The organism is Singulisphaera acidiphila DSM 18658 (assembly GCF_000242455.2).
In the GTDB taxonomy this organism is placed as follows: domain Bacteria; phylum Planctomycetota; class Planctomycetia; order Isosphaerales; family Isosphaeraceae; genus Singulisphaera; species Singulisphaera acidiphila.
The window spans coordinates 2441413-2454845 of the sequence record NC_019892.1 but is presented as its reverse complement, the minus strand read 5'-3'; the positions used below and the strand labels follow the sequence as shown (position 1 = coordinate 2454845).

Annotated in this window: 16 protein-coding genes; 1 reads left to right on the top strand and 15 read right to left on the bottom strand. The window is 64.1% G+C overall.

Going from position 1 to position 13433, the window contains the following annotated elements; genetic code table 11:
- Positions 1 to 124: 124 nt before the first annotated feature.
- From SINAC_RS09665 to SINAC_RS39740, 9 genes are all read right to left on the bottom strand, one after another.
- The gene (locus SINAC_RS09665) at positions 125 to 418 is read right to left on the bottom strand and encodes a hypothetical protein (RefSeq protein WP_020465603.1); all 294 of its coding nucleotides are present in this window, start codon (positions 416 to 418) and stop codon (positions 125 to 127) included.
- A gap of 184 nt (positions 419 to 602) precedes the next feature.
- Entirely contained in the window at positions 603 to 896 is a 294-nt protein-coding gene (locus SINAC_RS09660) for a hypothetical protein (protein ID WP_015245495.1), read from the bottom strand.
- 143 nt (positions 897 to 1039) lie between these two features.
- Entirely contained in the window at positions 1040 to 1285 is a 246-nt protein-coding gene (locus tag SINAC_RS09655) for a hypothetical protein (RefSeq protein ID WP_015245494.1), read from the bottom strand.
- Positions 1285 to 2253, bottom strand: coding sequence for a hypothetical protein (locus SINAC_RS09650; RefSeq protein ID WP_015245493.1), 969 nt, complete (start codon positions 2251 to 2253; stop codon positions 1285 to 1287). Before SINAC_RS09650 ends, SINAC_RS09655 begins: the two co-directional genes overlap by 1 nt.
- A gap of 98 nt (positions 2254 to 2351) precedes the next feature.
- Positions 2352 to 3404: an AAA family ATPase gene (locus SINAC_RS09645; protein WP_202802825.1), complete on the bottom strand. Its 1053-nt coding sequence runs from the start codon at positions 3402 to 3404 to the stop codon at positions 2352 to 2354.
- A complete protein-coding gene (locus tag SINAC_RS40890; RefSeq protein WP_202802826.1) occupies positions 3352 to 3882 on the bottom strand; it encodes a hypothetical protein in 531 nt (176 codons plus the stop codon). The genes SINAC_RS09645 and SINAC_RS40890 overlap by 53 nt, the downstream gene beginning before the upstream one ends.
- A gap of 58 nt (positions 3883 to 3940) precedes the next feature.
- A complete protein-coding gene (locus SINAC_RS09640) occupies positions 3941 to 4342 on the bottom strand; it encodes a hypothetical protein (protein ID WP_015245492.1) in 402 nt (133 codons plus the stop codon).
- Positions 4343 to 4375: 33 nt separating this feature from the next.
- Entirely contained in the window at positions 4376 to 4567 is a 192-nt protein-coding gene (locus SINAC_RS09635) for a DUF2997 domain-containing protein (RefSeq protein WP_015245491.1), read from the bottom strand.
- Positions 4564 to 4713 (bottom strand): hypothetical protein, encoded by a 150-nt coding sequence (locus SINAC_RS39740; protein ID WP_020465605.1) that lies wholly within the window; start codon positions 4711 to 4713, stop codon positions 4564 to 4566. Before SINAC_RS39740 ends, SINAC_RS09635 begins: the two co-directional genes overlap by 4 nt.
- 289 nt (positions 4714 to 5002) lie before the next feature.
- Between SINAC_RS39740 and SINAC_RS09630 the strand changes: the two genes are divergently transcribed.
- Positions 5003 to 7138: a recombinase family protein gene (locus tag SINAC_RS09630; RefSeq protein ID WP_015245490.1), complete on the top strand. Its 2136-nt coding sequence runs from the start codon at positions 5003 to 5005 to the stop codon at positions 7136 to 7138.
- A 19-nt stretch (positions 7139 to 7157) separates the two neighbouring features.
- On the opposite strand, the gene SINAC_RS09625 is transcribed toward SINAC_RS09630, so the two are convergent.
- The 6 genes from SINAC_RS09625 to SINAC_RS09600 form a co-directional block, all read right to left on the bottom strand.
- Entirely contained in the window at positions 7158 to 7490 is a 333-nt protein-coding gene (locus SINAC_RS09625) for a hypothetical protein (RefSeq protein WP_020465606.1), read from the bottom strand.
- 111 nt (positions 7491 to 7601) lie between these two features.
- Positions 7602 to 7901, bottom strand: a complete 300-nt coding sequence (locus tag SINAC_RS09620) for a hypothetical protein (RefSeq protein WP_015245488.1) — start codon at positions 7899 to 7901, stop codon at positions 7602 to 7604.
- A 62-nt stretch (positions 7902 to 7963) separates the two neighbouring features.
- The gene (locus SINAC_RS09615) at positions 7964 to 8647 is read right to left on the bottom strand and encodes a hypothetical protein (protein ID WP_015245487.1); all 684 of its coding nucleotides are present in this window, start codon (positions 8645 to 8647) and stop codon (positions 7964 to 7966) included.
- 207 nt (positions 8648 to 8854) lie between these two features.
- Positions 8855 to 9109: a hypothetical protein gene (locus SINAC_RS09610; protein WP_154673608.1), complete on the bottom strand. Its 255-nt coding sequence runs from the start codon at positions 9107 to 9109 to the stop codon at positions 8855 to 8857.
- A 618-nt stretch (positions 9110 to 9727) separates the two neighbouring features.
- Positions 9728 to 11320, bottom strand: coding sequence for a hypothetical protein (locus SINAC_RS09605; RefSeq protein WP_154673609.1), 1593 nt, complete (start codon positions 11318 to 11320; stop codon positions 9728 to 9730).
- Between the two features lie 165 nt (positions 11321 to 11485).
- Positions 11486 to 13423 (bottom strand): NACHT domain-containing protein, encoded by a 1938-nt coding sequence (locus tag SINAC_RS09600; RefSeq protein WP_020465610.1) that lies wholly within the window; start codon positions 13421 to 13423, stop codon positions 11486 to 11488.
- Between the last annotated feature and the right edge of the window lie 10 nt (positions 13424 to 13433).

The window sequence follows — 13433 nt, the reverse complement described above, 5'->3', positions numbered from 1 at the left end:
TCGGCCAGCGCGTCGAGTAGCTCCGGCGGCCCCTCCGCCTACGACGTCGGCTGCCGGGAAACGGTGCCTCGATTTCGGGAGACGGCACGGGGAATTCACGCGACAGGGGGACGCCATGATCGACCTAGCGGACGACTGTCCGCTCGGGTGACACGGTTTCCAGGAAGACGGAGGATTCGTCCCGCCCCTCGAACTGGGCCAGGGCATCGAGTGGCAGGGTCAGCGTCTCGCGCGTCGGGTACGTACCCGCCTCGGTGCATTCGACCGCCAGTGCGGCGTGGCGATGCTGGCCCCGGAGTTGCGTACCCTCGGCGCGAAGGATCAGCGGAGGGACCGGCCCTCGATGGGCGATGCCCAGGAGTGAGCGACGGAATACAAGGCGTAAGCGTCGCGCCTGGCGACGGGTGATCGTGATCATGGCGATCGTGTGCTCCCGACGAGGGGACCAATGAGAACAGGCCACGCGGTCCCCTCGGGATGACTCCGAACGAATACGGAAGAGGACGCTCGAATGGCGACTGCGAAACATGACAGGTGGGTAAGACCTAACCCGCCCATGTCCCGGCGTCTCTCGCCTCTGACCGTCGGGGGGTGATCGATGGTCAGGACGATCGGGCGACGGACGAAGCCCGTTGGCCCGCGTAGATCTCAGCCGGCGCGTAGTCGAAGTAGACGTCGCAGGCGAGGCACTCGGCCAGGGTGGGCGAACCATCGCGAGCGGGATCCGGATGCGGGACGGGCCGACTGCAGAACGGGCAATCGATCACGAGGCAGAGATCCTCGGGATCGGGCGAGTTCGACCCGCAATTCATGAGGCTGAATCCGAGGCGTCGTACGGTCAGCAGTGACTCGCCGGTGGCCTGCGCCACGGCACCATCGAGCTGCGATCGGGTCATGACGTTGATCCTTCGTGATGGGCGCAGGCGCAGGGCCGGCCGGGCCACACGCCCGGCGGGTCGAACCCTGCGCGGGACGTGGACTCTGGTCATTTCGGGACAGGGCGTCCCGGGCCGGTGATGTCGAGCTGGGCATCGTCCGGTCAGGCCTGGGGGACGAGCCAGTGCGCTTCCAGCCAGCACCTCTCGGCCTCGAGGGCCTCGCTGCGGCGATCGAACGGACCCAGGACCGGGCCGGCGACGGGAGCGAGGTCGGCGTGCCAGCGGCCATCCGGGCCGGGCTCCACGTGACTGGCGCGGCGGATGACGGGAGGGCCGAGTGCGGCCAGGTCGAAGTCCTCGTCGTAGATCGCATGCACTTGCCCGGCGGGGTCGATGACCAGTTGCATCAGACGTCCCCCGGGTTGGCCGCGTGCCGCAAGATCCGCCGCCTCGGCCGGTCCACGAGCAGGGCGTCGAGTGACGACTGGACGCGGGTGAGCTCGGAGGCGACCTGGCGGCGAAGCGTCCCGCTGTCCCGCAGGTCCTGGGCTCCGACGCCGCGGACGGCCCGCTGGGCCTGGGCCACCAGCTCATCCAGTTGCGCGTTGTTGCGGACGTTCAGGTCCCGGAATCGCGCGAAGAACTCGTCCAGGTTCCCGACCGCCGAGTCGCGAAAGACCTTGACGTCACCCCCCTGGTCGGTGAGCCGCTCGCTGAGGTGAGTGACGAGCCGGGCGAACTCGTCCAGAAAGGCTTGCTCGGCGAGCTGCACCGCCTCCTCGAATCGGGCCGAGACGCGGGCCCGCTCCTGGTCGTAGAGGCCCGGCGAGAGCTGGACCAGGTAGTCGGGGGGCTCGACGTTGGGGAAGTCCCAGCCCACGCCGAAAAGTCCCACGAGCGTCTCCGGGTAGTCGGAGGCGTTATACAGGCTCCCGAGCCGCTCGACGGCGGTCGACCTGAGCTCGGCGTAGTGCCGGTCGAGGTTGACCACGGCATCGTCGAGCTCGACCTGGAAGTCGGCCATCTGGCGGGCGAACGCCTCGACGGCATCGTGCTTGATCAGCCGGACTCCGGCCTCGGGGAAGGGAAGCGAGAGGCCCTTCCAGTACGCATCGATCTTGCCCCGGATCGCCGTGACGGCGCGGAAGGCCGAATGCTTGGTGTCGAGCAGCTTCTTGGCCGCACTGAGGAACTGGCCCTGGGCGTCGAACGTCTCGGCGGCCTGCGCCTTCTGCTCGGTCGAGAGCGTTTTCTGGGTCCCCATCCAGCGGAACGTGACCCGGACGGCCGCCATGGTCGTGCGGAGCCGCTGGGCAGGCGTGGTCGTGCTGACAGGCATGGTCCGGGATGGCAAGTGGTCGAGCAAGGTGGTCATCGAACCTCCCGAAGGAAAGGAGACGACGGACCATGCGGCCCGTCGCCTCGGTGAATCGGAGAAAATCAGAGGGAACGGCCACGGGCGGGCGACCCGGCTCAGTTGGCCGACGGGTCGCGGTTGACGTTGTGGCCCGGCCTGGCGACGGCTCCGCCACGTGTGTAGAGGCCGTGCTGATCGGCGGCCAGGCATCGGCCGGCTGCCCACTTTCGCAGCCGCTCGATCGACTCGCCCGCCGTGACCGCGACCGGGACGATGTACTGCGCCGCCTCCAGCAGGCTGATGCCCAGGAGGTCCGCGGTCTCGCAGCACGATTCGATCTCGGCGCCGGTCCAGTCGCGATCGCCGGGGAGGCGCTGATCGGCGTCGATCGCGAACCGACGGAGGTGGATCTGCCAGATCCGCTCGCGCTCCGTCGTGCCGGGAAGGTCGATGAAGAAGATCGCGTTGAGCCGCCCTGCCCGGGTGAACTCGGGCGGGAGCTTGCTGATGTCGTTGGCGGTGAAGATGAAGAACGAGTCCCCGGCATTGTCGGACATATGAGACAACAGGGCGCCAAACTGGCCGGCGGAGACGCCGCTGTCGGTTACTCCGCTCCCCTGGACGGCGGCCAGGCTCTTCTCGATCTCGTCGGCGAAGGCGATGTTGGGCCGGGTCGCCGACAGGAGGCGCAGGGCTTGCCGGGGCCTCTCCTCGGACTGGCCGACGAGGCTGCCCTTGAGTTTGCCCAGGTCGCGGAGGATCGTGGGCCGCCCCACCTGATTTCCCAGCGCCTTGGCGAACCGCGACTTTCCCGTACCGGGGACGCCCAGCAGGAGGACGCCCCGCGGCATCGCCCGGCGACCGGGGCTCCGCAGGGCCTGGAGGCAGAAGCGTTTGAGGTTGTCCAGGCCGCCGAGGTCGGCGAAGGTCTCGCAACCGCGGTGCATCTCCAGTAGGCCGGACTTCTTGAGATCGGCCATCTTCATCCCCCAGAGCGCCTCGGGCGTGCCCCGGGGCCCGTCGGGAGTCAAGCCGGCCTCGCGCCGGTCGCCGTCGCGTACCAGGCTCAATGCGAACGCGTTCTCGGCCTTGGCACGGGTCATCCCCGCGGCCGCGTCAAGAATCCGCTCGAGGGAATCGGGCTTGTCGGGGGAGGTCGCCCGGCTCACAGGCGACGCCGCGGGCGATGGCGAGCAATTGATCGCGCCCCGGCAGCTCGTGGTCGACCACCACAAACTGCTTCTCGAGTTCGACGGGGATCTGCACGACCGGGGTGAGGACGACGACGAAGGTGCGGGCCTGCTTGCCCGCCCCGAGCTGGGAGTCGAGGGCCTGGAGCACCTTGACGCTCCCCAGGAACTTGTGGAAGTTTCGGAGCACCAGCAGCGCCGATCCCTCGGGGGTGGCCAGGGCGTTCAGGGCCCGGATCGCCGCCAGGGGATCGGTGCCGTGGGCGACGGGATCGGTCTCGTCCGCCTGACCGGCGAGGCCAAGCCCGCGGTCGATGTCCCAACTGGCCAGCGTCCAGCGCTGTTGACGACAAAGCCGAGCGATCTCCCGGAGGGCATCGTCGGGCTCGAAGGTCTTGATCCAGATCCCGGTGAAGCAGGCGCGGACGTACTCGGACACACGCTCGGCGAGCGTCATGAGGTTCTCCTTTGCGTGAGGGTGGTATCCGTCGGATGAGGTAGGGAGAGGGCTGTCACTACTTTGCAAGGGGATTGCCTGGGTATTCCTCCCGGATCACACGCTCGATCTCCTGCCAAGGAGCCAGCAGGAAGTAGGCCAGCCAGTCGATGTGACCGGCTTCCAGGCCGAGCAGGAACTCGACCTGGTCCTCGGCCAGTCCTCCCGTCACTAGGCGTCGGCGAACGAGGCGGAACAGGGTTCCGTGCAGGTACACGGGGCGGTCCACGTCGCTCGCCGCGATGGCTTTGAGGATGCAGCGGGAGGTGATCAGGAAGGCGCGGTTGACCTGGCTGGCCTGGGACGGATCGCGAAGGCCGGGCTGCTCCTCGATCGCGATGCCCAACTCGTCGCGAAGTGCCGCGGCGATTCGTTCGAGAAGGTCGAAGCCGGCGGTGTCCTCGTCGGTGGCAAACGTCATGTTTCCTCCTCAATGAAGAGGGGGCCGCCAAGCTCACCGGGACTGATTCAGCTCCTGGTCGGCCTGCAGGTCCTGGTAGAACTCCGCCGTGAGCTGCTCGCCGGAGCGGGTTCCGAGAGCCTGCTCGATGAGCCGGCTGGCCTCGCGGCACGCGCCCCCGCGGAACCCCCGGGTCTCGACGGTTGTCTCGCCCCTGGGGCCGACGGTGATCTCGATCGTTTTCATGAGGCACCTCCGACTGTGATGGTCAGCTTCACCGACCCGTCGGCGAGGGCCTGCTCGACGACGCTGTTCCCTTGCTTCCGGCTCTCGAGGCAGGCCTTCTCGAAGGCAGCAGAGTACACATCAGGAACGTGTCGATTTCGATTCACGGGATCGAACTCCTATAATCGGGTGGCACGCTCTGTTATCGCTGTCTCGGTGGATCGAGCAGCACGATTCGTTCGCAACAGGAGATTCTTCATGTCTGCATCAGACCGCCCGCACTGCGGGCTCGCAGTCCCCCCCCGCCCGCACCGCGCCTGACGCCGGGCAGGCCCAGTCCACTCTGGGACACGCTGCCACCCCTCCGGCGGCAGCGGCTGGTGAAGTGCCTCAGTCGAATCATCCAGTCCCGACTCCGTCAGGCCCTGCCGGCCCCCTTCCAGAAGGAGCCGAGCGATGACGTCGACTGAATCATCTCCGGCCCCGACCGGCCGGACGAGGATCGGAGATCGGCAACGGGACCGACTGGCGATCGTTTATGTCCGCCAGTCCTCGATGAATCAGGTCCACCACCACCGGGAATCGACGCAGCTCCAATACGGCCTGGTCGAGCACGCCCAGCGGCTCGGCTGGAAGCCGGAACGGATCGCAGTGATCGACGACGACCTGGGACTCTCCGGGGCGTCCAGCGAGGGGCGGCCTGGGTTCCAGCGCCTGCTCGGTGAAGTGGCCCTCGACCATGTCGGGTTGGTCCTCGGTGTGGAGATGTCGCGGCTGGCCCGCAGTTGCAAGGACTGGTATCAGCTGCTGGAACTCTGCGCCTTGTTCGAGACGCTGATCTGCGACCTGGACGGTCTCTACGACCCCGGCTGCTACAACGATCGGCTGCTGCTCGGGCTCAAGGGGACCATGTCCGAGGCCGAGCTGCACGTCCTGCGGCAGCGGCTCTGGCAAGGGGCACTCCAGAAGGCCCGGCGGGGTGAGCTTGCGAGTAAGGGACCCGCCGGGTACATCCGCGACGGGACCAGCCTGGTGTTCGATCCGGACGAGCAGGCCCAGGGCGTGGTGCGGTTTGTCTTCGAGCTGTTCGACCGGCTCGGGACGATGAATGCCGTGCTGCGGGAGCTGGTGGGCTACGGGATCCAGATGCCGGTGCGCCCCGCGAGCGGCCCCGACAAGGGGCAGCTCTCCTGGCGCCGCCCGAGCCAGTCGGCCCTCCAGCAGATGCTCTCCCATCCGGTCTATGCGGGTGCTTACGTGTACGGTCGGAGCAGCCAGAGCCGGCAGTCGCGGCAGCAGAAACGGCCCTGCCGGTTACCCAGGGAGCAGTGGCTGGTTCTGCTCCGGGATCGGTACCCGGCGTACATCAGCTGGGAGCAATACGAGGCGAATCAGGAGCGCCTCCAGCAGAACCGCTCGCTCTACGCATGCCGGTGCAGCGTGCGCTCGGGCCGGGCTCTCCTGGCCGGGTTGGTCGTCTGTGACCGCTGTGGCTACCGCCTCCGCACGCAGTATGCCGGCCGGTCGAACCAGCCGCGATATTCCTGCTCGGCCAACCAGACCCGCCTGGGCGAGCCTCGCTGCCAGAGCCTCAATGCTCAGGCCCTCGACGAGGAGGTGGTGCGACTGACCTTCCAGGCCCTCATGCCTCCGGCCCTGGAGGTCAGTCTGCAGGTCGCGGACGACCTCCATCATCAACGAGACGCGGCCAGGGCGCTCTGGAAGCAGCGTCTGGAGCGTGCGGCCTACGAAGAGGAACGAGCGGCGCGTCGGTATCACGCCGTGGAACCGGAGAATCGACTCGTCGCCCGGAGCCTGGAAGCGGCCTGGGAAGAGAAACTTCGGATCTGCCGTGATCTCATTGAGGAGCACGAGCGGTTTCTGAGCGAACAGCCACGGGGCCTGACCGAGGGCGAACGCGAGCAGATCCGCCGGTTGGCCTCGAACGTGCCGGCCCTGTGGCACGCAGAGAGTACGACCGACGCTGATCGGAAAGCGATCCTCCGGGAAGTCATCGATCGGGTCGAGGTCAACGTCGAAGGGGAGAGCGAATGGGTCTCGGCCCGGATCCACTGGGTGGGCGGCTGCCAGAGCGACACGCGGATTCGACGGCCGGTGCATCGGATGGATCAGCTCAGCACTTGGCCCGTCATCAGGCGGCGGATCGAGAAGTGCCTCGCGGAGGGAGTCTCCGCCCCAAGAATTGCGGCCGTGCTCAACGCCGAGGGGATCCTGACTGCCACAGGACAACCCATGACCGAAGGGGTGGTGCGCGCGGTGATGACCCGCGAGGGACTTCGATCTACCCGGTCGGTGGCCCCGGGTGCCTCACCCCCTCTCGGTCGGGACGAATGGCTGGTTGGTCAGCTCGCCGCGAAGCTGCGAGTGACGTATGGGACGATCCACCAGTGGATCAAGGCCGGCCGGGTCAGGGCACGGCAGTGTGCCGACAGGCGATGGGTGGTCACCGCCGACGAGGCGACGTGTCGGGGGTTGATGGCCTATCGGGAGCGGCAAGATCGGCATCGCCGGGAGCACGAGACCGAGCGTGCCGCGACGAGGCGCCAGAGTAAGAAGGAGTCAGTCGATTGATCTACTGCCAAGATGAGCATCAGTTGCCGACTTCGATGGACACGAGGATGCTCCCGTCTTGCAGTGTACGCTCGGAGGCGGTGTATCCCCGCCGCCTCGCTTCGATCTTGGCCTTCTCAACGGCGTAGATTTGCGTGAGCCGCTCGAGGTGCCGCTGCTCCCCCCAGCGTCCGCCATAGTTGTCATAGCGAACCGTTCCACTGGTCGTGTCGATCACGACGGGATAGCACCAGCCAGGGAGTTCGACGAGTAGCCCGGTGACGCTCTCGCTGAACAGCTGGGCGATGCCCTGGACAGGTTCCTTGAGGGCGAGCCGACGGCAGGCGGTAGAAATCGCCAGAGAATCACGCATTTCAGTTTTAATCTCAACGATGTGTGACATGGACGTGGTCGCCTTTCCAGGGAGAGGGAGATAAAAATGAATGCGGGGGCGAACGTCGCCCCGCGGTCCTGACCCGGAACCCTAACAGGGGGTGCATTGTGACGCAGCCGAGTTTTCGACGGCATAGGCTTGCTGGAAGCGATCGAGGAGTTTTTGATCCCCCCACTGCCCAGCATAGTTGTCGTAGCGGACCTGCCCGGTGCTCGTATCGACCACGATCGGGTAGACCCAGGCGGGCAGTCGGACGAGCAGGCCGGTGGCCTCGCCCTCGAACAGCCTGGCGGTCCCGAACACGGATGCAGGGAGACCGAGCCGGCGACAGGCGGCGACCACCGCCTGCGGGTCGCGGACTTCGGTCCGGATGGTGACGATGTGCGACAACCTCGTCCTCCTTTCTCGGGTTCTGGCATTGGTGGGGTCACGTCGGGGTGACGGAGCGAGCTTCAGGCCAGGCGACTTGCCCCTTCGGATCGACGACGAGCACGAGCCGATCGATTCTTCCGGACCAAGCCGGAAGTCCCATCAGTGCTGGTCCGACCTGCATCGGTCGATCTCGCGACGTTGGGCGGCCCCGCGACGGCTTCCGCCGGGGCCGATGCGGCCGCCTCGATACGCGTGGCGGGCAAGATCGCCTGGCCCAGGGCAAAGCTGATCCCTGCCAGCCAGAACAAGCCCACGGCCGTCGCCACGCGCAAATGACCCAGGAGTGCGAACATCCCGGGAGAGACCTTGATGAGACTCATCCACGAGCCGAGCACGGCAACGACCAGCACGATTTGAAGGAGGCCCCGCACGAGCAGCGGCAGGATGAGCAACGGCCAGGGAACTCCGATGAACTGGGCGATCGCTGTGCCGATGAAGAGGGCGGCATAGAGTTTCGTGATCGTCACCAGGGCCCCGGGAGAAGTCATCCTCGCGAAGACACGCTTGAGCGGGGCGCAGGAGCGAGAGCCGGGAAATGAGCGATCCTGACCGCCTTGGTCGTCCCGGGCCAAGAGAACGGATCGGACATGGTCGAAGCCTTTTGAGACGAGGCGCGCACCGGATGCGAGCGTATCGCCGAGAATCTGTTTGAGTCGAATCAGCCTGAAAGTCACGGCAGAGTAGAGTTCTCGAAGTGCGGACATGGAAATCTCCGTCAGGTAAAGGCCAAGCAAGGAATCTGCGATCATAGGTGTGGTTACGTCCTCTCGCCTTTATAAGACGACAGCACTGTTGCATCATCACATTATTTTGACTTGTATTCGTCGATTATTTAGACAGCCAGAACGACGACGCATGCAGTAGCACCTCGTGAGCGACCAACAGGGTTTCTGCTCGATTCTTGCCCGTCCTCACCACTCGAGATCAGGCGCAACGCAGGCTGACTTGATCCGCTCGGCGTTGGTTCCCACTGCGAATAGGGTTGTCCACGCCGCCTCCATCAGCGCATTCCATTCCTCATGGACACGGTTGGACCAAAGGAGTCGGCGGAGGTAGTGCCACAGGGTCTCCACCGGGTTCCGCGTCGCGCGGCGCTCGGTGGGCCAGGACGACGGTTGGGATGCGGTGGAGGTAGCCCGAGTCGGGCTTGCGGTCGGCGAGTTCACGGAGGTGATCGAGACGCAGGTGGTCGCCAATTCGGACCGCCGGGCCTTCCCGCCGGCATCGCATCGACAAAATCAGGGTGTGTGTGGCGGATTCGACCGATCAAGTTCGCTGCGGAATTGATGGGTCACGCCAGGCGAGTGATCGTTCACCTGTCGGGAAGTTGGCCGCACCTGGATCATTATTTGCAGGTCAGCCGTGGCGTGAGTCCACCACCTCCACGACCGTCCCCGGGATAGTGCAACTTCGTGGACGCACCGAGGAAAGATGAAAACACCGTGATGACAGCGTTGGGAAGGGGGAAGGTACACCCTTCACCTTCGAATCCCCGAATCAGATTCCCGTGAGCTGCCAGAGGTGTCCGGATCCTGCTTGTTATGCATAATCCGGGCTTCGATACCCCGACAAAATGCGCGGCGGTCGAGCGTTGGAGGATACCGGGTCCGAAGGTCGTACAGCTCAGCTTCGAAGATCTGCAATAGAGCCGTGGTGCGATTGTCAGGAGGTTCTTGCAGGTTGTGACGGTTCTCATCCCACGCTGGTCTCAAGCGTCAAGCCGGCCGTGTAAGAAAAGCAACTGAACCACATGGTTCGCCTGGACAGCGAGAGCTCATCGGTGATCAGCCTCGTGCTTTTTGCTGACGAATATCGAGGACCAACGCCTTGATCGTGACTCCGTCCTTGGAAAGGTCCTTCGCCTGAAGATCGAATAGTTCCCGGACCTGATCGAGCGTCATATCAGTAAAACCGCGTTGAGTTTCGATCTTCGGGCCGTGTTCCTCATCCCATGCGTCGCAAAGATACCAGCCGACGACGTACAAGCCATGGCAACACGAATTGTCCTTCAGATAGCGATTGCGCAATTGCGTTTCCATCGACTGACGAACCCCGCGGTTCCAGCACCCCTTGACCTCGACGATGACAGAAATTCGGCCCATAGGCCGGGCATGAGGTCCACCAACGATGGCATCGACGTGGATGTCGGTGTACTCGCCCGATTTGCCGCCGGGTCCCATGTGAATCTCGACCTCGCGGTTCGCGATGATGCCACGACCTTTCAGGTCAGCCTCAAGATGGAGTTTTAGGGCATCGGAGAGGCGATCCTCCTCCTTGGGCCGATAGTGGCCACCCGCTTGGCGGCCCCAGAGCATGAAGATCGCGGGCGTCTCGTCGTGAAGCCTCGCCTCGTAGCGGCCCAACGACTCGATGATCATATCGAGAAGCTGCTCGCCGCTATCGACCAGCCGGGCCTTTCGGTCGAGAATTAACTTCCTGAGATGTCCCGGATCGTGTGCTGTCCAGGTTTTCTCTAACATCACTCTCTCGGCTCTCGGCCGGTACGAACCTATCTCAACCTGGTGAGGCAACTCGCGGGCAAGCAAATTGAGGGCGTCCACGGCCGCGACTGTCCCACGCTCGGCCAACTGCTGGAGCCGACTCTCACGGAGATGCGCGATGTCCCGCCGGGAGCTATGCTTTTCCTCGAAGCGATCGTCCTCGTGACTTGCCGGAAAGTGTTGCGAGAGCCACAGGAAGAATTCCGCCAATTGGGACTCGCTGAGACGATCGGGAAATGCTGGCGTCTCCGCCGTCCACACTCGTGCCGCGATCGACAAGACGAAGTTACGGCTAAACTCGACTTCCGCGACGAGTAAGGGACCGATGATATCCCATCCTGCATCGGCGTCCTTCATCAGCAGGGACACGGCCGCAATCCGCGTACGTTCGCGGAGAATCTCGTTCGTTGGCAAGGGGACATCCAAGAGCGAGGCCGTGAAGGCACGGGCTTCGATGACGCTCCGCTCGAAAAGTTCGTTGAGTAGTGCGCTGAAAAGAGGGAGTTTGAGGGAAGGGTCTCGTACTTTGTCCGTGAGCATCGAAGCGAGCGGATTGTCCCAGCATTCACTCCAGAGGAAGATTGGCAAAACGAAGAACTCGCCTCGACTCAGTTCATCGATCCATTCAGACAGACGGACAACGAAATCGTCTGGGGCCGCGAGGTAAACCTCGGACGCGAGTCGGGCCTGGGCCTGCTGCTCTGACGGGCTGCCCAAGAGGTGCGAGACGATGACGGGTATCCATTTCCGAACAACGGTGAGGTCAAGGCTCCGAAATCGATTAGGTTCTTGCTGGAGCAGGAGCCTCGAGGCCTTATAACCAGCCCGATCGATGTCTCGATGGACTCCCCCCTCGCTGATGACCTGGCCTACCATGACATGCCGATCCTTCAGGTTTTGGAATGCACAATCCACGATCCTCGAGCAAGTGTTCGCGTTCGCATCTCGCCAACCGGGCGTGGCGGTCAGATCGGTCTGCCAAAAGACGTCGGCCCGGTCGCCATCCGTCGCCCCAACTGTCATCACACCGGTCAGCTCAGGTCAGGCGTTGAGTTCGCCGGTCTCGGCTCGCCACAAGAAGTGCTCCACCTGCTCATGAGGCGGTGTCACGAGCTCGGCTTCAGTTTGAGTAGGGCTTGGCTGAGCCGACCAGTACCCTGCTTTCTGCTGCTCTGCTTCAGGGGAGTTGAAGGCAATGGGCGTGACGAGGTACCGGATCAAGTCATCCAACTCCGGATGCTGCCGGCTCGCATCCAGGACCAAGTCGAGATTCGCCGCGTTGAAATTGAGGAGCGCCTCGCGTAGAAGCTTCCCGATGGCGATCCGGCCGGCCGATTCCGGCTCGCAGTCAAGACGATCGACCAGCCAGGGAATATCGCTCGGCATCAACAGGGGTGGGGTCGAGTGTGAAAGCACCATCCAGCGTTTGGAGTCATCAACCGCCATCTTGCTCAGGAGGACCGCAAGGAGTTGCCGACGCCTGCCGTCATCAACTCCGAATCGTCGATCCTGGTCGCGTAGAAACGGTGAGTCGAGGATGAATTCGTACTTCGTGAGACGTGACCAGACAACGTCGGCGAGTCGTTCGAGGACTTCTGGAGATTCGAGATGGTCCCATGCCTTGATCAGGATCTGATCAGACAACAATCTCAGAGAATAGGGAAGCCGATGAAGTACGCCCTGCTCCGCGATCCACCTCAGAGCAGTCGGGATTGCTTCTGGTGCGAGGTTTGAAACGAGTTCGTGGTGCATAAACCCCGAATAGGCCCCTGAATAGTTCTCCCGCTTCCTACGGGTAAGGTGGGCGAACACTTCTTCGACCGTGATCAAGTCGGGCCAGAGAGACCGCAGGGCGCATCCCCGGAGGTTGTCGTGAATGTCCTCGGCGAGATCGGTTTCGAGAAGCCCCCGAAGCCGCTTTTTGGCCGACTCGTCGCCGATCCGCCAGACGGCATACGCCGCTTTCACCCGGACATCAAGAGGCTCGGAGCGATCCAGAGCGATAACCGCCAGTTCCTCCTGGACTTCGATGAGTTTGCAGGCTTCGGTCAGATCGATTGCCATCCGGCGGACGACGAGTCCTTTCGAGTTTTCGATGATGTACGGCCGAACCTGCTCGGTGAGTTGAGGATGAACCAGATTGTGGTACATGGATCGCCGATTCATTGCCACATCACTGATCCGGCCCGCCTCTGCCGCCCCCAGCAACGCTGTGACGAGCGCCTCACGTTCGCTCGCCGTGCCGCTTCCTACCTCGCTCCGGAGCAGTACCTCGGGATCGGTCGCCAGAATGGCGTCGAAGATGCCAGGCCGCATCCCGGCAAGCCAGGCCGCGGTATCACGGAGTTGGGGGACGACTCGGCCCGGCATTCCCGGGTGCATGATCAGATCGGTCGTCTGCCCAACGGTAAGCTCATGCCGTGTCACGTAGCGGGCCGCGAGAAACTCGGCATAGGTCCGGTGGTTCCAGAACACACGCCCACCGCCCCGGCGGGAGAACAACCCCGTCTCAGTCAAGACCTCGCGGATGCCGCCCTCGCTCACATCGAATTCGCCACTCCCGTCGCTCTCAGTCCCCCCGCCGAGCGCTGAAACCGAAAGGTCACCGTAGGGCCGGTCACCCAGATCAGGGTTGAGCCAGATGCCACCGCGGCCGCAGAAGACCGTCATGGCGGCAATCCGAGCGGCGACGGCCAACCGCTGTTGCGGATCGAGCCAGCCCTTGGTTGTCGCTTCGCGTCGCCTTAGATTCGATTCGTCACAGAGAGCCAGGCAACCTGCCTCGTAGAGTTCCGCTTGACTCTTGGGCAGGCGGCCGCCCTGCCGGTACAGATTTATTAACAGCTTGAGGGTAACGGGCTTGGCGGCCAGCGGGCCGGCACCACGCTTCGAGACCTCCCCAAGGAATGTGTCGGCGTCGCCGATCCCCTCCTGCTCGGCGATCTCCCTGGCGTCACTCCGGCGAAAGGGCGCCAGCAAAATGATCGCC

What these genes read in the sequence shown, in the direction of transcription:
- SINAC_RS09665 (WP_020465603.1), bottom strand. Translation starts at nt 418, where the DNA reads ATGATCACGATCACCCGTCGCCAGGCGCGACGCTTACGCCTTGTATTC.
- SINAC_RS09660 (WP_015245495.1), bottom strand. Translation starts at nt 896, where the DNA reads ATGACCCGATCGCAGCTCGATGGTGCCGTGGCGCAGGCCACCGGCGAG.
- SINAC_RS09655 (WP_015245494.1), bottom strand. Translation starts at nt 1,285, where the DNA reads ATGCAACTGGTCATCGACCCCGCCGGGCAAGTGCATGCGATCTACGAC.
- SINAC_RS09650 (WP_015245493.1), bottom strand. Translation starts at nt 2,253, where the DNA reads ATGACCACCTTGCTCGACCACTTGCCATCCCGGACCATGCCTGTCAGC.
- SINAC_RS40890 (WP_202802826.1), bottom strand. Translation starts at nt 3,882, where the DNA reads ATGACGCTCGCCGAGCGTGTGTCCGAGTACGTCCGCGCCTGCTTCACC.
- SINAC_RS09640 (WP_015245492.1), bottom strand. Translation starts at nt 4,342, where the DNA reads ATGACGTTTGCCACCGACGAGGACACCGCCGGCTTCGACCTTCTCGAA.
- SINAC_RS09635 (WP_015245491.1), bottom strand. Translation starts at nt 4,567, where the DNA reads ATGAAAACGATCGAGATCACCGTCGGCCCCAGGGGCGAGACAACCGTC.
- SINAC_RS09630 (WP_015245490.1), top strand. Translation starts at nt 5,003, where the DNA reads ATGACGTCGACTGAATCATCTCCGGCCCCGACCGGCCGGACGAGGATC.
- SINAC_RS09625 (WP_020465606.1), bottom strand. Translation starts at nt 7,490, where the DNA reads ATGCGTGATTCTCTGGCGATTTCTACCGCCTGCCGTCGGCTCGCCCTC.
- SINAC_RS09615 (WP_015245487.1), bottom strand. Translation starts at nt 8,647, where the DNA reads ATGTCCGCACTTCGAGAACTCTACTCTGCCGTGACTTTCAGGCTGATT.
- SINAC_RS09605 (WP_154673609.1), bottom strand. Translation starts at nt 11,320, where the DNA reads ATGGTAGGCCAGGTCATCAGCGAGGGGGGAGTCCATCGAGACATCGAT.